Below are 26,807 nucleotides of genomic sequence, written 5' to 3'. Positions count from 1 at the left end.
GAAAGCGATGGCGAGTCTTGTCAATACGAACCGGGTTTGGCTTCATCTAAACTTCCAGGCAACACATCGGATTGCTCTGAGTTGGATTTTTTTGTACTTAATTTATCCAAACTGAGTTTCTGTTCAGATTTGAAAAAAAGATGGCGTCGTTTGGGGGCTTGTGCTGCGCCCGGCTCCTCTGTTGCTGCTACAGGTTTATATCCACCCGGATTTAATTGCTGCCGTGATTCTCTTCTGAAAAGACCAAAAACGCTGGGATGAGTGGGTTGAGGCTTGACGCGTACCGCATGGCTTCCATCGTCGAGATGCTGAATCTTTTCCAAAACATCCGGGTTGGTGATCTCGTAAATACTTTCTTTAAGCTCATCAATCTTGGCCTCTGATTTCTCGTCGGTTGCATATGTATCGGCAATTGATTTCAATTCCTGCTGCAAGGTATTCGATACCATGATGTCATTGATGTATAAAGCTAGTTTTTTAATACAAAAAACAATTGAAACCACCGAACAGGTAGCTAAGGTGAGAACAAATCCGGCAGGTAAAAAAGCACAGGCAGTGACTGAAATTGCCAGGGTAAGGGCGGCAACTATATTAATGATGAAGGCATTTCGCTGTTTGATAAAATCATAATTTAAGCGAGCACCTTGCTGATGGTACAGTGTCAATGAAGCGAAATTATGTTTTTCTTCGGGTGAAAGCTCCAGCGTTTGAGTGTGATGAAGTTCAAGTAAATAAAACAATTCCTTTAATACTTCAATCACGGCGGCTGCAATAAAGAAAAAAGCAGCTAATGGAACAAAAGTATACTTGGCAGCCATCAATATGGTTTTAGCAACAATATTTAAAGTATTATTTAAAACAATAAAGGCATCATCTCGATAAATCTTTTCAATAGGGCGGCGGTCATTTAAATGACTGAAGATCACTTGAAAAATAATGGAAAAGATAGAGACGATAATACCAAAAACGGGAAGCAGGCCGGCGGAAAAAAGTAAAAAACGAATGATCTCTTCAAGCTGGGAATGAAAAATACCCGCCATAATAATGAGAACAAGACAGATCGGCACTAAAATTTTGAGTGCAAACAGAATATTATTGTAACGTTTGCGTTTTTCGATAGCATCGATCAGATTATTGAGCTGGATGGATAACTCATGGTCACGAACTATTTTCTTTAAAAACTCATAGGTAGAGAGATTCTGGGCGAAATAGCTTGGCCACAATTTGAAATCAATATGCAGGCTTTGTAATAACTCAATGGCGGCATCCACACATTCATCAGTTGAATCAATGGGAGTGACATAGAAATCACGCTCGAATGACAGAAAATTATTGTCATATTTTTTAAAATGCGTTTCTACGTCTTCCAGATCGCAATCGGCAGCAATAAAGCGGGTAAAAATTTTCAGATTATCTTCAATTGCTTGCACGTGTATTTACCATAAATCAAGTCAATAAAGGTTCCATTTGTTACAAATAATTGCAAATCGATCAACATCCATTCTATCAACTCACCGCCACATTTTCTCATATAAATCCAAATAATGGAAATATTTATACAGAGTGTTATGAAAATAAAGGAATTATTTTACACGCCTCTGATTAAAATTCACGCTTTATGTGGAGAAGTTCTCTAAAGGGCTTTATTGTACATCATTTGAACTAAATGATCATTGTTTTTTTGTTGAACCCTGAGAAAATGATAGGTATCATGACCGGGATTTTCTGTTTTTTTAACAAGGAGTGGGTTATGAAACGTGTGCTGCAATCTTTTTCTCTGGCGTTACTGGTTTCATCTTCAGCATTTGCCTTCAGCGATAGCCCGGAAAAATGTCCAAGTGTTGAGTCACTGCAGGCAATTGGTATCAGTGATGCAATAGATATTGATCTGGGATGGGTAGGGCTTAACTGGAGTAATTATTACGATACCCAGGACAAATGGACGTTCGGTATTTATGTTGGTCAAGTGAAAGGCAAAGAAGTTGCAATCAAGAAGGCAAACCGCCTCGTTAAATCGATTAAAAGCAGTGGCGGCCCCACGCCTGATGGCTATCTCTGGGCCTGTGAATATCAAAACCGTCAAGGTCAACCAATCGCCATGGCGATCACTCCACCTGTTAATCCAGGCGACATGATGCGTAGACTGGTCAGGTAAACCTGTCGTCTTTGCGAATGAAGTGAAGCAATCCAGATCGAAACTTGAACTAGGTTAGGAGCTGATTGCTTCGCTAATGCTAGCAAAGACGGCTTTTTTGCCCCTGTCTTCAAGGAACAAATATGCTTAACGCAGGTGAAGATTTAAAGACCATCTCTACAGAAAGAGAATTAGAGTTTGTCGCTTAAAAGGATCTTGGCAATTATGTCGCTCTTACTTAACGGCAGTGATGCCTGGCCGGGAAAATGGCGATGATAACTATCTGCCAATAGAAATAATAATATTGACAATGAGAAAGGATTCTATACATTAACAGCCATTCCGAATAATAAAATCAGGGATGTTAGAATGGTGAAGTTTTTTGATAGTTTTACTGTAACGACTGCTGCAGCTGCTGGGATACCTACTGCCAGCGCCTCCGGACCAGGATTTGGATTCTCTCAGGCTGTAACGGCTTCACAGAATGCTGCTACGGTTTTGTCCGACAAGAGTGGCCGACGTGATTCATTACTCCACGCCTTGAATGTTTTATTTGAAGATCCGGCCGACATCGATCATAGTGTTTTAGACAGCTATATGAAAGAACTTCGCGAAGGATTAATTGCAACCAATGACTCCCTCGCATTTATTACCCGATACATTTCTCTCGCGATGGTTAGCGGAGTGAGTCACCTGGCACAAATTCCCAGTGATGGGGTCACTGTTACACACAAAACTGCTGAAGGTTTATCCAGGTTAGACATTCCCAGCGATGAAATGAAAAATGCGAGCACGAAAGCATTTATTTTTAATCCGCAGGATCAAAAGCCTTCAGCCAGTATTGATAGCGTGGCTGGCCTGGTCAAGGACCAGGGTGGTCAAGTGATGGATAATGTCTATAACGCAATTAATATTGCTGAAAACTCCCATGCCGGAACTCATGCCAGAACAGCTGCCTCAACAGGGGCTGGCGGGAGCGTCACCGCAACCGCATTCATACCTTCCGCTGCTGCTTTGCTTACCAATATGGTTGGTCAGCTTTTCAGAGAGGGAAGTGCCGTCAGTCATTTTTTGGGACAGGAATCAGCGAGCGAGGCGGATGATAAAAATGTCTACCATGCAAGTAGTGGTGTAAAGAAAGCTACTCAGGATTCTGATAGCCAGGCATCGCAACGGCAATTAAAGATTCTTGAGAAAGCCTTATCCCACATGCAGGCCGCGGCTGATTTATCATCCAATCAAAGTGTTAGTACTCCCTTGGCGACCGCTCTTTTCCGCGTGGCGGCATTATCCTTGTTCAGCGTTGCGTCACGCCTCGTTAACAAGACTGCTATTGCTGCGACAGAGGGACGGGTACAAAAAGCGCTCGCTCAAGCGACCGAACAAGGCCCTTCTGGGGGTGTCGATCGTATTAACAGTTTGCATTCCAATCTTTTCTCATTGTCAAACATCATGCGTCTTTGCGCAGAAAACCTGGGAGGCTCATCGGCTGTCAAAACAGCGGCACAAGTCAGTGAAACTATCGCTGGTCGTTCGATGAGTGTGCTGCTCAGCCATATTAGTGAATTGGCCCAAGCCTTACGAGGACTGGCTAAGCCTCAGCAAAACTCTGCAGGAGGCTATGATTCAGGAACAATTGATAGTTCCGTTGATTTAGCCAATCCTGAAGTCCTGGCGCAATTTGAAAAAGCAATCAAGGGTGTACTTGATGGGATTGAAGAGGCTAATGGGCAGCATATTATTCCTAACCTTAATCAGGATATGGCCAGCCAGTTGGATGTGAGCGCTCATGGTACTGTCGCCTCACTTGTGACAACGCATAGCCTATTCAATTCAGTGACAGTCTCGGCAAAAGCCTCCAGAAAAGCAGTTAAGACCAATGAGGCGCAACAAAATGAAGCCTTACTGTCAACGCTTCCGAGTATTACGGTAACACTGAATAACATTCAGGCATTTACCCGCAATTTCATGGCCGAAATTGAAAAAGATATCGCTCCTTCCAAATCCAGAAACGGTTCTCTGTTATCAACGCATGATACAGTGGGAAGTAGTACTGCTGCGGCGTATTGGGCTGCCTCTGCCATGGTTTTACTAATTGATGAGATGCTTTCTGCCTGCCGCTCACTGACATTAATCGATCAAAATCGTCTCAATGCGGCTTCAGAAAAAGCGAGTGAAGTGCAAAGTAGAAAGCACTCGAATCAGGCCTCTCAGCAAATCAGTTGGGATAGCCACTCGGAACAGGAGTACAGCGCTACGCATGCAATAACTGCTCTACGCCTCACCTTATCACATACAGGTTTAGCTCTGATACGAATTGCAACCGATTTAAACAAGGCATTGAAAGATAACCTGGATACTGTTCAACATAATCTGGCAATGCATACTCTTCAACAGAGTGTATTACATTCTCTTGCTTATACCACAGCCAGTCTTGCCGAGGGATCATTGCTTGCAAGCGGTGCAACCTCTGCAGCACCTATGAGCATGCATGGCTCCGTCAATTGGACACATCAGAAAGTTCATACTACTGATGGACATTTACATCCTGCACAGACTCACGAAAGCGAAAATTGCAGTAGAGGGGATTGCCAATCGTCTCAGGCAACTGGTTTTAGTACCGATCTGGTCGCGGGAACAATCACAAATGTCATGAAAGTGCTGGCACAAGGCGGTTTAATTGGTTTGGATACTATGCTAAGGCTCATAAAGCTATTAGAAATTGTTAGTTTGCATCGTGATTCTCATATTGCGCTGAAATTAGAATCCACTGACTCTTCCAATCCCAATGGTCTATTGATCAATACCGTTGATGAACCCAGTGTTGGCTCTAGCGCAGGAACCAGTGCAATTCTGATTAATCTTCTTGGCGCCTTTCAAACACTGGATCAAAGTTCAGGAACGCAATCGACTTTAAACGCACAACGTAAATTACAAAAAATTATAGATAGTGAAATTGCAGATATTGCTGTCTTAAAAGATGACGAAGAACGGGGAGAAAGGAAAGGGTTAAAAGAGTTTTATAAGATCATTATTGGTTTGTTAGCACCAAATGCCTCCGCTGCCAATTGCGAAAGTTTAGTCCAACGTCTTGATTTTGGTGGGATTTCTCTCTCAAGTTATCATACCAGATTTGGCGCATACAGCGACCGCCCTGCAGCTGATTTAAGCTTTGTGGATCGGTTTGCCAATCAGGATGATGCTCAGGGAATTCTGCGTCGATTTGTAAATAAAGCTAAAACTGATTTTAATTTATTTAAATCATTACATGAGCAGCTGCCACAGGCACAAAGAACTACAAAAGCGCAGATATTATATACGCATGTATTTGAAGAGCTTTATCAAAATTATAAACAAATGAAAATGCTTAAGCTTGCAGAGCACAGCTCAAGAAAGATAGTTCCTGGTCGTGATGAATTCGAGAGCGATCTGGGCTTAGTTCACGCACAACCCGAAGAGGAACATCAAACAGAAGCCCCCGGACTGCAGAATTAAACTATATGCGAGAACATTATACGGCCATACCCGAGCGCCACAGTGAACCAGTCAGTTTATTGGACGCGCTCAGAACTAAACTGCCGCACAGCATGCGTGAGCATTTAAATTCACAAACACAGACACAGGTTTATTTTTTATTAGCCATGTTGAGTGATGATGCCTGTGTCAGGCAACTTCATCAGCAATTACAGGAACACTATAAACCTGTAACTACTCATACACCCATCGAGGAGGCATTGACCCTTGTGGGGAGGCTACAGGAAAGTCCTTGCAATCACAGAACTCCGTTCAAATATCGCCTGCCTCATTTTTTGAGTGAATATCCGGTACATAGTAGGGCTATCAACCATAAAATTAATCAATTCAACCGGCTTATTGAAAGCTATCATCAAAGCGGATTTGATCAACGCCTGAATACACAAGCTTTGAATGAGGCCTATCAGAATATCTTAAGAGCGATAAAAAAACATCACATGGGTTGCAATATTAACAACCTATGGCAATTACTCAAGGCCATGAGTGCCTGGTCGACCATTCCTATTGATAATCTATTGTCGACCTATTCCTCTCTGCTAGCCCCAGCCATCAATCAAAATAAACCCGAAATGGAGTCAGGGACTCCCTTGCCCAGAGATCCTGTGATTCCAATTAATCCGGCTATAGCGCCCAATAAGTCAACCCCGAATGTTTCACCCTTTACCGCCACCTCGGATTACCAGATTAGCGAGGCAGGACGTATTGCAGATGCCAGTGTCTATTTATCAACGCATGGCTTTGCTCTAAAACCGGGCGGGCATGCCGATGCCTTAGCCAAAAAATTGCCTGACTTTTTACCTTGGCAGCAATGGCAGGCGATGATCCGCCGTCAATTATCGCAGTTGGTTGATTTGCCGCTCAATGAAGAGTTTTTTGACTGGATGCAAACTGTATTACAGCGCCTTGGCATTCAGTTTATCCAGTTAAAAAAAGATTCTTATGATTCTTATGTAAGCCCTTTTTTAGATGGCAAGACCATATTAAATTCTTTAAATGAAGAAATGCTGGTGGGCATTTTGCAAGAGCAGCTTTTGCAGGCCAATATTCGCATCGATTCTGCCCATTTGCCTGTAATTAGTCGATATCTTATTCGTTTTTTACAGCGATTTCAGTTCAATCGAGGACAGGCATTAGGTATCGGGGCCAACTGGGGTGGTGTCGTCAGTGATTCCAACGATGCAGGCATGGATACATTTCGCTTAAATGATCCAGAATGGGCAAGCCATTTTAAGAATCTAAGCGTGCATCGCCAGGGACCTGCTGAAGCGCGTATGAATGCAGCAATTGGGATTAAATACGAACTCGCTGCGCTTTTTTCAAGTTTTAACTATATGACCACTCTCCAGCCCTCAGAGTATTCTGAAACAGTTTACAATGCCTTGGTTGACAATCTCGTTGCTCATCTTTTTCCTGAGCCGCCGTATTTTGAAAATAACGCTTATGTCAAATATCGACGCCATTATGTCAGTTCTTATAGCGATACCGGCTTACAGCAAATCGATTCTTTTTATCAGCCAGACCCGGAAGGTACTTATTTTAAAACTGCGAAGGGCGATTTTAAACAAACTCCCATGTTTCGTCAGGCAGGCTCCTTGCTGGTTGAAGCGTTTCCACGAGATACTGGCTCAGGGGATTCCTTGCAATCTTTTTTCGTTGCCAATCCATTATGGCCGCTTCAACTGCAGTATGCCCAGTGCAACTCTACCGGTACGCGCGGGCATCTGGTGTACAATCCTGTTGGGCCTGATGAATTTATACCCGATGCGTTTTATGGGCAGGTAATTCGAGAAAGCGATGAAATTTTTATCCCTTTTATCGGTGTAGTACCTAAAAATTTTGATAAGCATTTTCAGCAGGAAGAACTTTGTGCATCTTTTGTTGTACGAATGCTGCAATCTTCACGTTTAAGGGCTTATTGCCCTGCATTTCATGCTTACTATAATGCTATCGCCACCCGATTTTTACCACCAGCCAGTAATAATACGCCGCTATTAACTCATCGCTATAACGATGAAATCCAACGTAAATGGCAGGCATTTGATGAGGCATTACATCATCCGCAACGAACAGCCGATAATTGCCATAAAGCCTTTCTTTCATTGTTCAAAGAGCTCATTTACAGCCTTTATTCCTGCACCAGAGACGATGTGGACCTGCATTATTATTTTATGGAGCTAACCACCTCTGCAGACGCATTTGAACCTCAAAGCCGATCCACTTGTGAGCGTTTGATTCGTGAGCTGACAACGCTGAAGCCTTTTCAAAATACCAGAGCCTCTAAATACTATGAAGCTGTGTTGGGGTCCCTTAAAGAATTAACTCAATTTTATTATCCTTCTCCCACGGATGAGACAGCAAAATTTATAGCAGAGCAAGCCCGATTACATGTTAAGCCTTTATTGGCCTTGCAGGAAATTAAAGATTATTTTGCTGATTTAACCCAACACAATTCTGCGGCTAACATTTCAAGAAAAGTTTCGCCAGGATTAATGCATAATGCGCTTGCCTATCAGGCTCCTTCGCCAGCAATCGCTAACGATTTTTATCGTCGACGACACCAGGACAATTTTCATTCAGGATTTCGTGACCTGGATGGTAATCAAATTGCTACACCTTCTGGTCGTGAGATCGGTTTGGATTTGAGCATTAAAACAGTGGGCGCCTTATTGCCTTTAATTCATCGTGATAAAACCGTTTTTAGCGTGCTGACCCAGCCTTTTGCTCAAGCTTATATTGCAGGCTATCAGGCTTATAGCACTGAAGAGCAATATAGAATAATCCATGCCATTGTGTCCGGTGCAGGTGGCTTTATTTATGGTATCGGTTTAGGAGTGGTTGATAGTTTAAGTTCCATACCAAAGGCCATTTATAATGGTTTGCTTGCTCCAGTAACAAGGCAACCCAAATCCAATCATCCTCTTGCCATTTCCTCTGCACCAGGTAATGAGCCCGGTCTGCGGGTTCAAGCGATGATGGCTATTCGCGACCACCTGCTGCGGCTCATAGCGACCGCAAATGGGCATGAATTATCCCATGATGAATTAATTAATCTCTTATTAATTTACGTGAAAAAAATTCACCCTGGTTTATTATCCGGTCGAGTATTCCGGGAGGAATCATATAAAAAAATATTGTCTGACGCATTTCCCCTGACCGCCGGTGAATGGAAGCAATTATTTGACCCAGTGATTAATGCGGCAAATCCTTTTTTGCGACAAATAGTTAATCAATATGCCTTGCAGATTGATAATGTTTTAATTTATGCCCTATATGAATGTTTAACAGCTCCCCAAACGGCACAAATCACAAAGGAAGTGACTCAATCGGTGATTAAAAATCATAAATTAAAAGATCCTCAGGATAAGGCATTGCTTGCTCTGGTTTTCTACTATAACAGCTATCCCGAAGCCAGAAGGGCAGACGTGGCTCAATACCGTTTTCAAGGAACTGCATTGGCCAGACTTCGGACAAGAGAGCGCGTTTTACGCAAACTACAAATCTGGTTGAATAATGCACTCGATAGACAATGGGCCCTGGAGGCATCACTCAATTATTCCCTGGAACAGTATACCCTTTTACTGAATCAATCCACGCTGGCAGGCATTGTTGCCGAGTTGCCCGATAGCATGAAAGAAATCTTGAAAGAGCTTTTTTCGAGATCAGAAAATGAGGGAAGAATATTAAAACGCTATCGACTGAATGAAATAGAAAAAGCTTTCCTTTTGCGATGCTCTAACTGCTATAAATCGATTATTTCTCCAGATAAACGAGCGACTGTTTTAGAGCAAACGCGTATTGATAATAAGAATGATTCATCCTTAAGTACAAAAACACGCGAGCACTTAAAATTAACAGAGTTTGTTCAACGTGAATGGCAGCACAAACTGCTGGGGAGCGAGCCGCTGCAATCAGTGATTGATGAAATAAGGAGACAGATTGGCTCAGCAAATCATTCAATGGTTGATGATCTTTTCGTCCTTTATAAAGAGGCCCTGCGAAATCCCGGATGTTCCAGTGCATTCGATGCGTTTTATGAAATGTCCATGAAAATGCAGAGCCAATACAGGCTGGAAAGTCCTTTGCGTGAATGGGTCAATGTGACGATGAATGCATTTATGAATCTTCTTTTGGATGACATGACCTGGATTAACGACAGGGAATTAGGCAATCGCTTGCATGAGTCAGAAGCTATTGTGCAATGGTTGAGTCATTTGAGCAGCACTCCGCATGAGATACGCTCGCTATTAAGACAGCAAGTTGAGCAGGCTGGTTCACTTGATTTGGCGGCATGGCGTTGCCAGCATATTCTGCACGCTTTGGAGAGATTAAAGTCCCAAGTGGAGCCTGTTCGACATACTGGAATGCAGAAACTATTACGGGTTGTGGTTCAAAACAGAAATGTCATCACCTCGACCGCTGAGCAGAAAGACCGGGAAGTTGCAGTTAAAGCCCTGTGTGAACATTCTGTTACCATGCAACACGCATTGCGCCGCGTCAGAGAAAAAATTCCTGGCGCGGATATTGTCAGGCCTCTTGAAGTTACATTGAAAGGCCCACGCTAGATTGCTCCTCATTCGTATCTTGCGGCGTGGGAGAAGACTGTTTTGCAGAGATTGCTTCTTTTTTTGCTGTCCGTAGTTTATTGAGCTCGATAATCACATCGTCCAACTCGCCGTATAAATGAAAAGCAGACTCATAAGCATCCAGTTTAACTGCGTCTCTGGTGACAGGATCCGTTTTATTTATTTCATACCATGCTAATAGGTTAGCTTTACCATAGTAACTGCTTCGATACTTCACGGGAACATCATCAAAATAACAACGAGAAATTGCATCCTCGAAGCGTTTAAATAAAGGCTCTTCTTCTGGAGTCAGATTAAGTTTTTCGATCCGATCAGCTATTAGTTCACGATCTTTATAGTCATCAATATATTTTCTGGTACCTGAATTGAAATCATTTTCTGACAGTTCAGTTGGTGAAGAGCGTTCGGTGGACAGGCGGCTCAAAGCCACACTGGTATGCCTGAATGGTTCAGCTACCGTTTGCCCAGCAGGATGTCCCAGATTGTGTCGACGATACCCGGGCTGCAACTGAGGTAAAATCCTTCCTGCACAAGTGATCTGGGCGTTACCTATTGGATTTTCAATTGAATTAATAACAGTTTGCGGTGGTTCCCGGGTAAAGACAATGTTTCCTTGTCCGAAGACGGTTAATTTCAAATCATTAGCCACAGTGCCTGCAAAGCTGAGTGTTCCATTGCCATCTTTATAAAATGTACAGCCTCGGCCTACTTCTCCTTCTATTCTCAGGCTGGAACTGCCGCGAACAGTCACGTGTACGTATTCAATTTTTCCTGTAACAGTCGTTGTGCCGCTACCTTCGCGAATAAAATCACTATCCGTGGGTATTGTTTCCACGCTTATAGGTTCAGCATCCGCATGGATGGTTGTCGGTCTCTTCGGCCCCGTGAATAGTTCAATTACTTTATTAAAAGCAAACATAACATCTCCTGAAAAGATGAATTATACATGCTTTTCAGGTGATAAAAATATGAATAATCAGACGGACAATCGCCTGCATTAAATAAGACCAAACTCAATTAGTGTCTTTTCAGATGCACCATGAGGTTTTAATCTGGCCTGGGTTTTCATGTTTTCAATCACTGCGTCTTTGGTGGTATTAAAGAAAAATAAACTGTATTTTCTTAAACTGTACCAGGAGGCATGTTTTGAATAGCTTTGGCGAATATCATTTAGCGAAAATTCCCTGGAGGGAGCGGCCCCTTGTTCGGGTAGCGAAAATTCCCTGCAAGGCGCGCCCACTTGTTCCTGAATCGTTTCTTCACCTAAAATTTCCCTGGCAACTTTGAATCGCTCGGGTAGTGAGTATGAGGTTCGGTTACCAACTCGTTTCGAGTCAACTGCTTTTCTTAAGACTTGCTGTTCCTCGTCATTTTTTAGTTTATAAGGACAAATCACTTTCGGCATCCAGGGAATATATCGATTGGCTGCAAATTGATTATAACGTTTGTTCCATTCCTCAGGAGTCTCAATTCGAGTTTTACCGGGTCTCGGAGCTCTGTTTCCGGGAATTATGTGTTCAATTTCCATCAGACAATCCATTGTTGGTTTTAAGAAAATTCCTTGTTCCAGAAGGGTTGAAACGGATTTATAATCAGGCATTTTATGATCAAAATAAGTCAAACCTACCGTTAACTGAAGATTATCCAGCCTGGCAGCCACTTTTTTTTCTTCTTCCGTGAGCAGATCTTCAATCAAAGGAATCGTCTGATGGGGTAAACACACACTTGAGAAATTTGACTGGCAAGAGACTGGACCTGCTTCGACAATCCTTCGGCTTTGTTTACTCATAAAGGGTATACCAAAATAAAAGGTATACTGTGAGCTCGAATCCACATTTCTCAGGTTTCTTAAATTGGATAACTCTCGTGCCATATGTGTACCGCTATATGCTGCATCATCCAGAATTAATATCTTTCTAACCTGAGGATTCCGGGCAAGGCAGGCGTCCAGACTCAAGCTTGTGGTGATTGCAGCCGGCCATCGTAAGCAACACTCTTCCAGGGCCAGGCCCGAAACCCATTGCTCACTGGCTCCCTCATCAAGTTTACCCAGGGTATCCTGCGTAATGAGTAAAATGTAAGGCTCATCACAGGCCTGATTAAAAGCAGCAATAGTAGCTTGTAATTGAGCCATAAACGTTTCAAAGGAAACATAATTGACATTATCAATAATTTTTTGAGAAATTGATGCGCTCTCCGGCAGCTCAAATTGGCATTGATAGGCTTGCCATGCTTTCAACACTTCCGGATTTGGTGGACAGGAGAATAAGGGCTTTATACTGGGAAAATGAATACCAACACTGGCCGCCATATCAATTTGGTCTTGTCTCATAAAATTAACCGTGAGGAAAAAAGGCATTTTATCACAAAATAAGACATTTTGTGTAAAAAAAATCCTTAAGGTGAGTAGCATCCTTTATGAAGTATTGCGTCTACAAATATCGATTGTAGCTTCCTGAATTGGATGGTGATTCCTGGTCTTTAACTGGGAAACGTCGATAAAAAAAACTATCGGGCATTAATCATATTAGGTTATTTAGTTAAACCTAGGTTTAGTCTCTTGATTTTATCTTTTCCATGATTAGGTTCTGGATCAACCTACGTTCTCTAGTAGATAGACGAGTATTTTGGAAGGGGGGTGCACTCTTCTTCTACCCTGGATGAAAGTTTTATATTCATGCATTGATTTAATCCTTAAAATTATGATAGGGTCATTGAATGAACAAATTTCGTTCCCTAATCATGCTGATACTCTTGAGTGCTGTCATTCTTACACCACTCAAGCAGCCATCTTGTATTCGAGCCGCGGATGCATCTCCTCATTCCTTTGCAATGACACCTTGTTCCGTTCAACAGATTTTGAGCAGCGGTTGTGGCTCTGTTTATTATTGGCTTGAAGAAGAATCTCAATCCCTGCAACAAATGCTATTGCAAAGTCTTATTGGTCTCTTAAGTTTTCTGCTGATTTTTTCAAAATATCTTTCACCTTCGGATGAAGTTTACCGCCCGCCGATTTGATTCCTTTTATTCAAAATAATGTAACTCCCCAGTTACGTCATCCTGAGCGTAACCAAGGATCTCAAACTCCTTGGAGCTGAACCAGACTCAGAGGATCCTTCACTGCGTTCAGGATGACGTTGAGACGATTTGATTGAATTAACATCAAACTTGTCCACAACCAGGGAGTTACAAAATAATGAAAATAATTTATCAAGGAATCAAAATGAAAAAACTGATTTTGTCATTATGTATGGCATTACTCTCTTGTTCTGCTTTTGCGACAGGCTTTGCTGGAAATCCTATGGCTGCCGTGGGTTTCATCCAGAATAATAGTCCCGTATTGTATCTAAGTGTCTTTTTTGGTTTAGGTGTGCTGCTGGCATTTACGCCCTGTGTTTTACCGATGGTGCCAATATTGTCCAGTATTATCACCGGGCAGGGAGCTAAGAGCGGGCGTGAAGCGTTTAAGTTGTCTTTAGCCTATGTGCTGGGCATGGCGCTTACTTACGCGTTGGCGGGAATGCTGGCTGCCTGGTTTGGGGCTACAGTGCAAACCTTAATGCAGCAGCCTGTGGTTATTGGAAGCTTTAGTATTTTATTGACGCTAATGGGCCTGTGGTTACTGGGAGTCTTTGAATTTCGGCTTCCAGTTTTCATGCGCTTTTCTCACAAGAGCTCAGGTCGTAAGGGAATCATTTCCTCCGCTTTAATGGGTTCGATTTCAACTCTGGTTGTATCGCCTTGTGTAACAGCGCCTTTGATTGGGATTTTAACGTATATTGCAGAAAGCAGGCAGGTTGCGCAGGGAGGGCTTTTACTCTTTGTTCTGGCTCTGGGAATGGGATTGCCTTTGTTGCTTGTGGGTGCAGGTTATGGCCGTTTTTTACCTGCTTCGGGCCCCTGGATGATTCGCATCAAACAACTGTTTGCGCTTATGATGTTTGCTATGGCGGTATGGCTGTTAAGTCGTGTCGTGCCAAGCTTCTGGGCTGATTTACTCTGGATCCTGGTTTTATTAATTGCGGCCTGGGTTTTGGGCGCCTTTCGTCAGGAAACCCGGTTGGGCGGGCGGATTCTACAAAGCTTTGCCTTACTATCGCTGATGGGAGCGGGAGCTATAGTCTATCAACTGCTTACGCCTGTTTCAGTTGCCGAGCCGATTAGTCAGTCTCCCTTTATCAGGGTGTCCACGCTTGATGCAATTAACACCAGGCTGGCTGATGCCAAGGCAAGTCATAATAAGGTGTTCATAGATTTCTCTGCAGATTGGTGCAGCGATTGCCAGGAGATGGATAAGCAGGTATTCAGCCAGGCCGACGTTATTGATGCCATGCAAGGCATTGTCAATTTGCGGGTGGAAATCGGTGAGAAATCAGAAGAAGTTGCTAAAATTCGCGAAGCCTTTCACATTTATGGCACTCCGACAATGCTATTTTATGATGAGCAAGGGCAATTGCTTGGCAATTTAAGTTCAGTAGGATTGATTTCCAAGGAGGAAACCCTGAGTTTATTCGCGCAATTGAAGAGATAAGCATATTTAGCCGAATCTCAATGGTTCGGCTAACTTCACTGGGGCAGAAAGTATTGATGATTTTAGCCCATCACTTAAATGAGATGTCTGCTGTATATCGTCAGGATAAAAATAACTGGTTTGATTATAGTCAATATGACTAACATGGTGTTAAATGCGGGCAATTGTATATAATCAATACATAGTGCTCTGAAAATCAGTGGTAACGATGGATTTAAAACACCTTATTTCTCACTTTCGTGCTTCCAATTCTCCTGAGATAGCAGAGAAGATTATTTCATTATGGGGCGGTACGCAGCCAACCGATGATATGGTAAAGCTTATACTTGAGTCACGCCAATATCCTGGTCAGGGGAGACGTCCCTGGGATGATCACTATACGATTATAGTTAATGCTATTTTAGATGCCGGATATCCGCTGGCTAATTTATTAAGCATACAAAAAGAGGTTGAAAAAAATGACAAGGATGAAAAGAAAGGCTCCTTAATTCTATATTTGGATAGATTTAAAGACAAGCAAGAGGAAATGAAAGTCTTTGTTGAGTATCTTTCGCAAATTGAAACGCCCTCCCTACCTTCTTATCCGCTTATCGAATTTTTCTACCAAAAATTGCCAAAGACTACGCAAACACCTGAGATTGAACAATTTGCCGAGTTATTTAATCAGTTAAAGCTGGAGTCAGGAGTCAGTGACTACCTCCACTATGCCATTCAAAGAGATTCAACCCTGCCAGATGAAATGGTCAGTCAAGAACAAAAAAAGGCCGCCGCGATATTTGCATCTTTTCTTAAAGAGGCTCCTGGCCCGAAAGTATCAAATACACTCGCCTTAAGGAAAATTATAAACAATAACGAATTAACAAATGAAACCTTACCTGGATATTTCAGGTCAGGGGTTTTAGGGGTGCCTGTATTATTAATGTTGAAGCGTAGAGAACAGATAGATGCGATAAATTTTGTCAGGAAGAAGTTGGAAACAGGTGAGATTCCGGTCGATGCTGATGTTCTTCAATTCTTAATGCCTGATCTTGAGAAACACTTCTTTGAAAATTATGACGATAATACTTTCGTTACCCTGGTAAAATTTTCTGCCCTTAAGCATACCATATCGTCCAGAAGTGATACAAAGCCGCTAGTTCTTCAATTGTATGAGAAAGTGAATAGCTTTCAATCTCGCACGAAGTCTGAGCCATTTTTCCAGAGACTGCTTAGCGATGAAAATTATCCTGGCTTAAATACTGTTTATACATCCAATTTTTTCGGATTAGAGGTGGCACAGCAGTCTTTATTAAGCTATCTGATAAAAGAAAAATCCCAATATAAACCCTGGGTGGATGATAGTATTAAACGTCTGCTAGCCAGAAGTGATATTGATGTCAATGTTCCCAATCATAAACCCTTAATTCATGCTCTGGAAAAGAAAGATAAGGAACTTATTCTCCGATTGCTCGAAAAAGGTGCCAAAATTCCCGCTTCGTTTACTGAGGCCGATTTATCCTATTTACTTAGCGTACTGAATGAAGAAAAAAAGCCGGTAGATAGAAAAGTTTTTATACAGATTCAAGCGTATCTTTATAAAGAGTTTACTAATCGAATACCTCAAATGGTTTTTCTTACAGAACAAAAGAATCAGGACGAAGCAAAGACAAACAAGCAGGATTCCTCTGCAGAAGAAGGAAAAGTCATTTTTGATGTTATCTATAATAATGATGGTTATGACTTAAATAATGAATTAAAGAACCTATCGCTGTATCCTGATATTAGCTGTAGAAAGGGATCCGCACTGAAGTTTAACGATACACCCATTGGATACAATATACGCTTTCCCCATGGTAATGATGAAACAAAAAAAATTCTGGTAGTAATATATGGAGGTCACCAAACCAATAATAAACAGGAAATGGCTTTTACACCTATTGGTTCTAAATTATCACCAATAAATAAGGCTTTGCTTGAGAAAAATGTAGTCATTATAACGCTGAACTTACCTGATTTATTAGAACTGAAGGTCTTTCAATCGCAGATGCCTGAGGAGCTTTTCAGGAAAATCCAGGCCTGTGTGAATTATTTTTATACTGTTATCAAAGATAAACCGGAATCAATTGATACTCGCTTATCCGCTTTAAGGGATAAACCTGTTTTTCTCACAGGTGTTAGCTTTGGTGGATTAATGATGATGAGACATGCTGAACTATACCCAAAAACATTTGATGGTTATATTTCACAGAGTGGAGCCCTATCTGGTCAAAAGGAGGACGAAGTGGATTTTCTATCAAGGGGAGAACCTGCTGCTTATCTGAATCCTGCAGAAGATAGTGAAATTGAAAAAATCACTGAGCCCGTTTTGTTGCTGCATAATATGGATGATAATAATGTTGTCGTCAGTGTGACATTGGATTTCTATAAAAAATTTCGTCAGAAAAATACAGCCGAGCTGGCCACCCTGGTTACCACACCAATAGGCAGTGCAGCTGTTCTCAATTCTCATATTAATAAAGGCCACGGTATGCCGAGTAATCCAAAGCATCTCGAGCGCCTTATCCATTCAATGACGAAATTTATGGAACAAGGGACTTCTCAGGTTCCTGGCTTATCAAGATTAAGAGAATACCTTGGCAAAAAGAAAGCCAATATTTTTGTTAAGAACATGACAGTAATCAAGAAATTTCTTGGTGAAGCGATAGAGTTGAATAAACTCTGCAAACACAAACATAAAGATGTGTATACAGATTGGGAATCAAACTACAAGCCACTGTATGCTGCGCTTTATCATTCCGATAGTCTATCTAAAAATAAATCACTTTTACAAGCAGAAATGCTTCGTCTTCAGGACAAGATGATGGATGAGCATATTAGTAAATTACTGGCATCACAATCGGAGATTTTTTTTGAGTATATCAATGAAATTTCTTCCGAGAATTTAATGCCTGACTCCCTGAGTGATCGCGAAGAATTTGCTAAAAATCCAGCAGTAATCGAAGCGTTCAAAGAAATATTCAGCCAGCTTGATCAAGCGAAGGAGTCAACTGTCTGCTACATACTTTCCAATTTATATAAAGCCAACCCTGATTTGCTTACTCCTGTCATCCTGCAACTCGATACAGATCCGATTTTTTGTGAAAACCTGGAAAAAGCCAAAGAAAAATTTATTCATACATTAGAGAAGAAAAAAAGTTTAACATTTACGATATGGAAACAAGTGGCAGAAAAAGTGTCATCGACAGAGAGTGAAGAACAAATGATTGATCAAAATAAGTCTCAACCCTAAGCTAATGGTTTGCTGCTTATTCGAGCAATGAAGAGATAAAAAGTTTTAGCCGAATCTCAATGGTTCGGCTAAAACTTTACAGCGGAATGAATTAAATAGCTGTTATGTTTTCCGCTTGAAGACCTTTTGCACCTTGAGTAACAACGAATTGTACCCGCTGACCTTCAGTTAGAGTTTTGAATCCAGAACCTTGAATTTCTTTAAAATGAGCAAATACGTCTGGACCGCCTTCTTGCTCAATAAAACCAAATCCTTTAGATTCGTTGAACCATTTAACGACTCCAGTTACTGTTTTAGACATAAGTATCCTTAATAGTGTTTATTTAAAATGCCGTAAAGGCGAAATTTAGCCGGAACAGATCAAAAATTAAAAACTAACGAATGAGGGATTAAATGAATAAATCGACGATTTGAGAGTATAAAATAGACATTTTCAAGCTAGTATTAGAATATCACTCTCTAATAGCATAAGTCAATCTAATGAGGAATTATCCTGGCCCTAACCCTTTCTGTGCTCATCATAATTCAATTGTGTGATTAGATTTCGTAGTTGGGATTTAATAATCTGCTGATGAAAAATCCTTATAATATTAAAATAAAGCTTTCCCCAGGCATTTTTATATTGAATAAGTGTAGTGAGCTGGATACTGCGGGTTGTTCGCTGGATAACCATCCTCACATCCAAATGTTTATCATCTTCCCCAAAAAGTAACTCATCGTCTGTAAAGTCATGCAATTTAAAGAGCCCGATTCTCTTTCCGATGATTAAATTAATCTCGAGCTCTTCATTGGGTATATCCCTTGTTTTCAAACCGCACCAGCCTACCAGCCTGTTTCTGAGATACAGCAGCTTTCGTGCCCATTGAGGTGAAGAATTAAAAAAGAGTTTTGCTATGCTTTGAATGGAATGATTTGAGTCAGCAGAAAGTACTCCTGAAAACGTATCGGAATAGTGAAACCCTGGAAGCGCTTTATTAATGAACTCGGTATTTGGTCTATTGATTTTTTTAATAGACATAGGGCGTGTTGACATCGGTTCTCTTCCTGACTTTAGTAAGGCTCTCTAAAATATAACATCTAGGCACCTCATTTCTATGTATTCACAAACCAAGTTTCGATATCGGAGAAAATACTCCTTTTATCTGGCATTTTATTTTGAATTCGTCTATAAGATATTTAATCAAATAGAATTAAAATAGATCTTATTGGTGTTTGAGGTCTCTATAATGAAATTTTATCATGCAACTGCTCTTGCTAATTACAAGAAAATCAAAAACGAAGGCTTACGTATAAATCAGCGCGGCAAAAATAAATATGGTTTAGACCATAAAGCCGACTATGCTCATATTTACGGCTCTGAATCAAAAGCGAGTCACTATAGGAAAATGCCCTGTATTCACTTCACAAGTAAGAGTAATGTTACTTTCTACAGTGAACTGATAAAAGACAGTTTTAACGTAGGGGTCAAATATTTAGAAATCGATATTGATCCTGACCATTACGATGTAGAAACAGATCCGGAAGACGAAGACAGTTATATCTGTTTCGATAATATCCCGCCCGAGTGTATTAAACCGATTGAACTGGACCAAAAAGAACAATATGATTTGGATTCTGATGAAAGCGATAGTATTCACTATGGTATGAAGTCTGGAAGGTAATCCATCCAGGTTGGTTTGCCGAGTGATGTCAGCTAAATTAGGTGCATTTAATAAATCGTTGAATTCCTTTCAGGAATAGTTCTAATCTCTAAATGTGTTTGAGTGTTAACTTCAAATTAAGCTCTAAGCTTTAAAATTTACAGCATTAATTCTTAACCTTCAAACCGACTCTCATGAAAGCTAAATATCCTAAAATCAAGTTATCCTCTGTTCTGAAACCAGAATTATTAGCTGTTATAAAAAACCACGATCCTGTTTATAACGAGTTAATTGAATATCAGTTTGGTGGAAAAAATAAAAATATTTATAATGCCTTATCTGACATTCTAAGAAATCGCTCATTACACGATAATATTAATCAATTTGTCGAAGCAATTCTTCTAAATGACATTACAGGGTTATTTATAACAGAAGAGGAACTGCCGGGACATTAAAAATAATGGTGCAGGATTTCGGAATTGGTATAGCTCCAGAGAATAGAGAAAAGATATTTAAAAAGTTTGAACGAGTTAATCATAAAAGTGCAGTAAGAGGTCTTGGATTAGGGCTTTATATAGTCAACCAGATTGTTACAGGAATGGGGGGGAATATATCTCTGGAAAGTGAGGTTGGTATTGGTTCTACTTTTTGGGTCACCTTGCCAATTCCAGAAGAAAAGGAATGGGAAGAACTTACTCATCAGAACTAAAGTCCGGCGGCACTGCCATTAAGTTAAGAACCCTGTCATTCCCGCGAAAGGCGGGAATCTATTCCTCAGTCGGCATTGTGGCTAGCTCAGAGATGGATCCCGCTTTTCGCGGGGATGACAGTTTAATATACAATTGAGCTTACTTAACAAGGCCCCACCCTACCCTCTCCCCCACGATGGGCGCGGTGGAGAGGGGATAACATTACTTCTTAGCCTGACAGCTATGGGCCAAGGACCCAACATGTTAAGGGTAGGAGCAATTCTCAACACAACTTAACAATTTTTCAGGAAAAAAGACTTTAAGAATTAAAGAAAATCGAGAACCAGATTATAAACACAGGAAAAAATATAAGCAGCCAGGAATCCTGCCACGATAATTAAAGCAGTTCCAATACAAACATTGGTAATTGTGGGGATGATAGTAATGTACATGCTCCCAAACATGGCCACTAAGGGTTTGCCTGTATACATCCAGAATGCCAGCAAGCCTGCACAGAAAGTTGCTATTCCCGCGAGCATACTCGTGGTTATAGCCAATGCCAGCGGATTAAGTTTTTGATACTCCATCGCTAATCCTTGCATAAAAATGATTTATATTCATTATACTAGTAAATTTGCAAGTCTGATATAGAACTTTAAGCACATCGCTGAATCTACTTGCTAAACAATTCAGTTAGCTGTTATATTTTTAATCCCACCCATTAAGCCGTAATTCAAGGATCATGAAGAAATTTAGTTCAGTCGTTTTACTCATGGCTGCCACAACCGGATTTGCTGGCAATTTCAAACAAACTATAGAATTTAACATTCATCCCAGCTCTGAGATTATCAGACCCCCTTACTTAAGAGTATGTTTTTCAACTACAGATTTTTTTGATCTCGCTCATTGCGCGACATTAAACAAGACGCAAACCAGTAATTCCTATAGTCACGGGCCCAAAAACTGGTTTTTAATAGGAGATGGTTATTATTACCATCAAACCTATCTCGATAGCTGCTATGCCTTGTTCCATATGACTACGCGAACCCCCGCAGGCGATGGCAAGTTAGTTGTTGATGCCAATATAACAATTAAGGATCATTCTCCTGCGGCACCCGAAGCGGTTTATACCAATTGCACAGTAACCTGGGTTCCTGCCGGCTCGAAATAATTTCATGACTGGTAATGGCTGCCATTACCAGTAGCACCTTTTGTCCTCATTCATTTGTCCGATAAGCCTGAATTGCCTAAAATTAATTTAAGGAATTACCGGAGAATATCATTAGCGACAACTCGATTTATTCAAGTGAGGAGTGCGAAAAAATTGCCAGAATGGCGGCTCTTCGCTATGTCAATGATTCAATTCCTGGAATAAGGCGTCGAAAATGCGGTAAAGGCTATGCATTTTACTATCCCGATGGCAGTCGGGTTACCCAAAGCGATGAATTACAGCGGATTAAGTCTTTAAGAATTCCTCCTGCCTATCATTCCGTATGGATCTGTCCCTTCGCAAATGGGCACATTCAGGCGACTGGCCGGGATGCACGAAATCGAAAACAATATCATTATCATCCCTTGTGGCGAGAGGTCAGAGACAGGTTAAAATTCACCTCCATGACAGATTTTGGACGTGCTATTTCCACCATCCGCAGTCATATCGCCTATGAACTAAGAAAGCCGCCTTCTCTAAATAAAAAGCAAATCATTTGTGCCATCATTTATCTTCTGGATAAATCAGGGGTCAGAATTGGTAATAAAATCTATGCAAAAGAGAACAAAACGTATGGGATTACCACCTTAAGAAAAAAACATCTTTCCATCAATGGCTCCAGGGCTATCTTTAGTTTCACCGGGAAAAATTCCAAAGCCTGGGAAATAGTTCTGGATAATAAAAAAATTATCAAAATTCTTAAAAAATGCGAAGAAATTCCTGGTTATGAAATTTTTAAATATTATGATGAAAATAACAATGTCAATTGTATCACCTCCCAGGATATCAATTATTACCTTCAATCGTTAACTGGTTTACCTTTGACCGCCAAGGATTTTCGCACCTGGATTGCCAGTCGGGAAAGCTTTTGCCGATTTCTGTCTGCCTCATTTTCAGAGACTGATTCTGCTGCAAAAATTAAATCCATAATAAAAGAAGTTGCCGAATTATTAGGCCATACGCCCACGATTTGTCAAAAAAACTATATTTTTCCTGAAATTATCACGAGTTGGGGTGATGGCCGATTAGAACGCTGGTTAAATGTGAATGCTGAATCTATCAGACAAGCCAATAAAGATAATTTATTTCTGATGTGGTTGGAGAGTCTACAGCCTTAATTTGTGTCTTTCTTTGTAAAAAGTACTAAAATAAATACAAATAGTAATTCAGCAGTACATCATGACATTTTTAGTCACCTATCTGGGCACCGATACTGAACACACCCAAGACACTAATACTTTCTACCCGCGGGGCGAAAGTTTAAGCGGCGCTGCCAATGCAGTGGCAGGCACGCTGCGTGATAAGCTGGTGAGTGATAAGGTAGAGCATCTGGTCAGTGATCAACAAATTCTTATTGATGGGCCAACGACTTTAGGTACCGAAGTGGGCGATCGCATCGCTCGCGGAGTACTCGCAATGATTGATGCGCTGAGCCGCGGCGAGAAAGACTTCGCTATTGCAGCCCACAGTCGTGGTGCGGTTCAGGGGATTTTATCAGCGCATGAAATGGAGCGCATTCAGAATTTATTCAAGCAAGACCCTTTGCCTGCCAATCTTATCGACGAAATTAAAAAAAGCCCTTGTCCCTATACTCGAGCTGCTTTTAACACAACGCAATTATCCGAAAGGCTAGGCAAGATCAATCTGGAAAATGTGGGAAAGCATATCCAGGACGCTAAAATTTCCATGTTCACTATTGATCCTGTACCTGGCGGCCGTTATCACGGAGCTCCAGTTGCCTGGGTTGACCCTCGCTTTTATCGAATACCGGCCATTGTTAAGCACTATGAACAATATGTGTATCAAAATGAACGGACTCGTTGTTTTAAAGCCATCGTACCTGCCTGTGATTCACCAGACACCGTATTTAAGCTTACATCATTACCAGGACACCATGGAACCGGCTCGGGGAATGCCAAGGATCAGCAGTTCAGAGAAGTGCCCAAAGAGAAGGGGGTGACCACACATGTTCAGGATCTGCTGGTATTAAAGCTGTTGGACTTTTATCGAAGAAATAATGTGGAGTTTAAATCCGACACGGACCTTAAGGATGCGCCGATTAGTGAGGAAATGAAAGAACTGATTTCGCCCTTGCTTGCCTTAAGGAATGATCCGGCAAAATATAAAGCCAGACTGGAAAAAGAATACCTGGCTGCTTATAGCGAAATTGTAAAAAATCGAGAGGCCTACAAACATTTTGATAATACGGGCTATGCGGTATTGGGTCAGGAACAGGGTATTTGGGCTCTGTTCGGTTTGAATAAAAATGATCGTATCATCCACTATCAGGGGCATAACGATACTTTTCTAAGTACAGTGGTTTCAGAAGCAATGGGTGAGAATTTTCTCAATTACGAACATGCCCAGCTTTATTTAAATGATCTCCTGAAGTTGGGTGAAGATTCAACTTTGGCCGCTATGATTGAAAATGCATCCAGGAAATTTAGTGTTATGGCAAGGCATGTGCACCAGTTGTCCCAGCCGCAGTTAATCTCAGAATCAGTTCATCAGGACCAATTCGCCTTAGCACTGAAAGAAACACAGGGACAAGAGCTGTTGTCAGACGCACTTAAGTTTCTGATTCGTGAAGTCAGTGAGGCCTATTTAAATAATGAATTTAAAAATGCCCAGGAGCGTGGCGAGGTGTTTAATGCGGTGAGTCAGGCATTTGCTACTTTTACTGAAGCAGGGCAAAAATATCCGCTTGCCGCGAATATTTTGGATGAGCTGCAAAAAGGATTAAAAGCAACACTTCAAACCAAACAGGGCATGCTTATTGAGCAAAGTTCCAAGGTGTTCAAAGAGATTGACCGCTTTCATCATCTGGATGCCTTATTCAAACAATTAGAACCCGTTCTTAAACTCGACAATGCAGAGCTAAAAGAAATTCAGGCAATTTTGCGCCAAATGCAGCAGGAAATTTCATCTGCCAGAGAGCAGCAGTTTTCCGCCAGCAAGCTTGCGCTATTGACTGAAACCTATTACATGAAACTGGATGCTTACCGCACAGGACATTCGTCCCCGCAAGCCTTACCGTATATCGATCAAATCAATATGCTGATGCTGGAAACCCTGGAGAATCAGCGGGCTGAAAGTACTTCTGTGGAAAGAAAGATCCTGGAAAGTCTGGAAACTTACCGGGCATTGGAGGATTTCATTCGCGGTCTGGACGATTTTCAGGAATTTAATCTTGATCTCGATCTAAAAGAAATGCAAAGGGAATTATCTGATAAGCAGGCCATTCTGAAGCAGTCCACCGCGGACTATATTTTCAAAGAAAAAATACCTCTCGAGAAAGTAGAGGCTATTTGTGGAGAGACTAATAAGGCATTTTACAGCAATGTGGCTTATCAGGCTATTGCTTTGGGAACTCCTGACCCGGCTCTGCTGGCCAAAGAAAAGGAGGTTGAACAGCAGTATGAGCGAGTAGGGGAACTCGAAAAAGTTACTGCCAGGCTACAACAGAAAATAGAAGAGCAACAAGCTTCTCTGGCCCAAAATGAGGAATTAATTGCGGAGCAGGAGGGTAAAATCAATCAAAGGGATCAGCATATTGGAATCATTGAAGAAGAGCTTAAAAAACAAAGCGCTGTTTTAGAAGTGAATGTGACGGCATTAGGTCTGGAAAAAGCTGCCAATACGCAGCTCAAAGCAAAATATAATGATATTGAAGAAGCCCAGTGTCTGATCCTGATTGAAAAAAAACTTTCCCCCCTGACGCAGAATTACCTTCAGCACCTATGGAAAGATATCCAAAAGCAAGCTAAGAGCAATGAGCCTTTTCCAAACAACTGGAGACAGGCTCTGAATAAAGATTATCCAGGAGTAGATCATAAATTGCTTGTAAAATTTAGCATAACCGTTAACTTGTTGGAGAAGCTCAATGATAGAGAGTCAACCCCTGATCATAGCGAACGGGTCAGCAATTTTTATACGATGCTGGATTCCAGTCACAAGTCGTTAAGCCAACATCGGGATGAACGCTGGAATCATTTTGTTGCGAAGGCTGTCGTCTTTGTAGTTGCAACCGGCATCTTACCCGGATTGGCAATACTAGGCATAATGGCGCTAGCCAAAGGACATTCTCTTGGCCAAAGCTCAGGCCATGCCTTCTTTAAAACCGCCAGGGAAGAAATTACCAAATCAAATCCAGAGCTTATCGAGGAACAATCGCTTGATCTCAATCCCGGAGCCAACGGTGGATAGCTTTGCGTTTGAATTCTATAAAAACTTGATTTTAAGCGTAATTTAATTACATAATGTCTTTTTAAATTCATTGTGCTCGAATTATGAAGCAATTGCACTCACAAACTTTGATGCGCTGCCTGGACACTGTTCGTGTTTGGGGAAGTAATTCTAAATGGCGCTAACCGATCATTTCTCCCCAATACCAAGATAAAGCGCTCATTAATTAATGAGATCATTATCATGAAATCCAAATTTTCAAAAGACCGTTTTTTTAATGCTGCCGATGGGCAAGTACGGAAATTAAAACAACTGGATGCCTGTATCGCAAAGTTAACCCAGAGTAGTTCTGTCGAAGGGTTTCCGCCCGGTATTTTCATTAATGAACATCATGATCATAATTTCCCTAAAGAATTCCTGATCGCTAATTTTCAGTATTTTAAGAAAATGGGTATAGAGACATTTTTCTTTGAATTTGCCGACGATGAGGATCAACACCTGTTTGATAGCGCCCTGAATAGTGAAGAAGTCGCCGCTTTAGACTCTGTCGTAATTCGCGGCACTCATAAAACAAGAACTGTTGCTATCGCAGCAATTCAGGCTGGAATCAGAGTCGTTGCACTGGACTGTAAGCAGGCCAGAGAGGGAAGCCCTGAGTATTTTCGGCATCCCACCAAAGAAGACTGGGATACATATTACAAAAAAAGGGATAGCATTTTTGACGAAAACGCCCGCAGGATATTTAATAGGGAGCATCAATCCAAGCCCTATCTATTTTATTCAGGACTTGCTCATGGTAACAACAATCATGGGTTTCCAAGCTTCTTTCCCGGACCTAAAATAACTTTATTGCTATCAGATGATGATTTTAATTTTCATGTTAATGGGATAAAACAGCATCTGCATGTCGATGATATTATATTCAGCCGTGATCTTGGCAGATGTTATTGTCTTGCTTCAAACGATGAGAACACATTGGCCCAGGCTCGAATTTTCTTTCCCAATTGAGGCTGAGTTAATACTATCCTTCTGA

General features: G+C 41.3%; 19 protein-coding genes. 13 read left to right on the top strand and 6 right to left on the bottom strand.

Features of this window, described 5'->3' with window-relative positions; genetic code table 11:
* Positions 1–20 precede the first annotated feature (20 nt).
* Positions 21–1,430, bottom strand: coding sequence for a hypothetical protein (locus B1207_RS06215; RefSeq protein WP_112219132.1), 1,410 nt, complete (start codon positions 1,428–1,430; stop codon positions 21–23).
* A gap of 320 nt (positions 1,431–1,750) precedes the next feature.
* Here B1207_RS06215 and B1207_RS06210 point away from each other — a divergent pair, with 320 nt between their 5' ends.
* From B1207_RS06210 to B1207_RS06200, 3 genes are all read left to right on the top strand, one after another.
* Positions 1,751–2,155, top strand: a complete 405-nt coding sequence (locus tag B1207_RS06210) for a DUF4949 domain-containing protein (RefSeq protein WP_172458151.1) — start codon at positions 1,751–1,753, stop codon at positions 2,153–2,155.
* 348 nt (positions 2,156–2,503) lie between these two features.
* Positions 2,504–5,629 carry a hypothetical protein gene (locus B1207_RS16070; protein WP_253255795.1) on the top strand — a complete coding sequence of 1,042 codons (3,126 nt, stop codon included), beginning with the start codon at positions 2,504–2,506 and terminating at the stop codon, positions 5,627–5,629.
* A gap of 5 nt (positions 5,630–5,634) precedes the next feature.
* A complete protein-coding gene (locus B1207_RS06200) occupies positions 5,635–10,230 on the top strand; it encodes a hypothetical protein (RefSeq protein WP_253255794.1) in 4,596 nt (1,531 codons plus the stop codon).
* On the opposite strand, the gene B1207_RS06195 is transcribed toward B1207_RS06200, so the two are convergent.
* Both B1207_RS06195 and B1207_RS06190 read right to left on the bottom strand, forming a co-directional pair.
* Positions 10,208–11,170: a hypothetical protein gene (locus B1207_RS06195; RefSeq protein ID WP_112219130.1), complete on the bottom strand. Its 963-nt coding sequence runs from the start codon at positions 11,168–11,170 to the stop codon at positions 10,208–10,210. The two genes, B1207_RS06200 and B1207_RS06195, sit on opposite strands and share 23 nt — an antisense overlap.
* Positions 11,171–11,248: 78 nt before the next feature.
* Entirely contained in the window at positions 11,249–12,583 is a 1,335-nt protein-coding gene (locus B1207_RS06190) for a hypothetical protein (RefSeq protein ID WP_146740026.1), read from the bottom strand.
* A 386-nt stretch (positions 12,584–12,969) separates the two neighbouring features.
* On the opposite strand from B1207_RS06190, the gene B1207_RS06185 reads away from it, so the two are divergent.
* The 3 genes from B1207_RS06185 (at position 12,970) to B1207_RS06175 (ending at position 18,050) form a co-directional block, all read left to right on the top strand.
* Positions 12,970–13,269 carry a hypothetical protein gene (locus B1207_RS06185; RefSeq protein ID WP_112219128.1) on the top strand — a complete coding sequence of 100 codons (300 nt, stop codon included), beginning with the start codon at positions 12,970–12,972 and terminating at the stop codon, positions 13,267–13,269.
* A gap of 205 nt (positions 13,270–13,474) precedes the next feature.
* Positions 13,475–14,782, top strand: a complete 1,308-nt coding sequence (gene dsbD / locus B1207_RS06180) for a protein-disulfide reductase DsbD (protein WP_112219271.1) — start codon at positions 13,475–13,477, stop codon at positions 14,780–14,782.
* A gap of 208 nt (positions 14,783–14,990) precedes the next feature.
* Complete coding sequence (locus tag B1207_RS06175; RefSeq protein ID WP_112219127.1) at positions 14,991–18,050, top strand: alpha/beta hydrolase family protein; 3,060 nt, start codon at positions 14,991–14,993, stop codon at positions 18,048–18,050.
* A gap of 91 nt (positions 18,051–18,141) precedes the next feature.
* Here B1207_RS06175 and B1207_RS06170 read toward each other — a convergent pair whose 3' ends face one another.
* Both B1207_RS06170 and B1207_RS06165 read right to left on the bottom strand, forming a co-directional pair.
* A complete protein-coding gene (locus B1207_RS06170) occupies positions 18,142–18,351 on the bottom strand; it encodes a cold-shock protein (RefSeq protein ID WP_112219126.1) in 210 nt (69 codons plus the stop codon).
* 198 nt (positions 18,352–18,549) lie between these two features.
* A complete protein-coding gene (locus tag B1207_RS06165; protein WP_253255793.1) occupies positions 18,550–19,068 on the bottom strand; it encodes a DUF2867 domain-containing protein in 519 nt (172 codons plus the stop codon).
* 208 nt (positions 19,069–19,276) lie between these two features.
* Between B1207_RS06165 and B1207_RS06160 the strand changes: the two genes are divergently transcribed.
* The 3 genes from B1207_RS06160 (at position 19,277) to B1207_RS06150 (ending at position 20,399) form a co-directional block, all read left to right on the top strand.
* Entirely contained in the window at positions 19,277–19,711 is a 435-nt protein-coding gene (locus B1207_RS06160; protein WP_112219124.1) for a hypothetical protein, read from the top strand.
* Between the two features lie 173 nt (positions 19,712–19,884).
* Positions 19,885–20,145, top strand: coding sequence for a hypothetical protein (locus B1207_RS06155; RefSeq protein WP_112219123.1), 261 nt, complete (start codon positions 19,885–19,887; stop codon positions 20,143–20,145).
* A 5-nt stretch (positions 20,146–20,150) separates the two neighbouring features.
* Positions 20,151–20,399 (top strand): sensor histidine kinase, encoded by a 249-nt coding sequence (locus B1207_RS06150; protein ID WP_112219122.1) that lies wholly within the window; start codon positions 20,151–20,153, stop codon positions 20,397–20,399.
* Between the two features lie 306 nt (positions 20,400–20,705).
* Here B1207_RS06150 and B1207_RS06145 read toward each other — a convergent pair whose 3' ends face one another.
* Positions 20,706–20,966 (bottom strand): hypothetical protein, encoded by a 261-nt coding sequence (locus B1207_RS06145; RefSeq protein ID WP_058506229.1) that lies wholly within the window; start codon positions 20,964–20,966, stop codon positions 20,706–20,708.
* A 155-nt stretch (positions 20,967–21,121) separates the two neighbouring features.
* Here B1207_RS06145 and B1207_RS06140 point away from each other — a divergent pair, with 155 nt between their 5' ends.
* From B1207_RS06140 to B1207_RS06125, 4 genes are all read left to right on the top strand, one after another.
* Positions 21,122–21,550 carry a hypothetical protein gene (locus B1207_RS06140; RefSeq protein WP_146740025.1) on the top strand — a complete coding sequence of 143 codons (429 nt, stop codon included), beginning with the start codon at positions 21,122–21,124 and terminating at the stop codon, positions 21,548–21,550.
* A 161-nt stretch (positions 21,551–21,711) separates the two neighbouring features.
* Entirely contained in the window at positions 21,712–22,707 is a 996-nt protein-coding gene (locus B1207_RS06135; RefSeq protein ID WP_112219120.1) for a DNA topoisomerase IB, read from the top strand.
* Positions 22,708–22,768: 61 nt separating this feature from the next.
* On the top strand, positions 22,769–25,795 hold the full coding sequence (locus B1207_RS06130; protein ID WP_112219119.1) for a hypothetical protein: 3,027 nt from the start codon (positions 22,769–22,771) through the stop codon (positions 25,793–25,795).
* Positions 25,796–26,017: 222 nt separating this feature from the next.
* A complete protein-coding gene (locus B1207_RS06125) occupies positions 26,018–26,782 on the top strand; it encodes a hypothetical protein (RefSeq protein ID WP_146740024.1) in 765 nt (254 codons plus the stop codon).
* Positions 26,783–26,807: the final 25 nt, after the last annotated feature.

The organism is Legionella quinlivanii, from assembly GCF_003265995.1.
Classification (GTDB): domain Bacteria; phylum Pseudomonadota; class Gammaproteobacteria; order Legionellales; family Legionellaceae; genus Legionella_C; species Legionella_C quinlivanii_A.
This window is presented reverse-complemented; position numbering and strand designations above follow the sequence as displayed.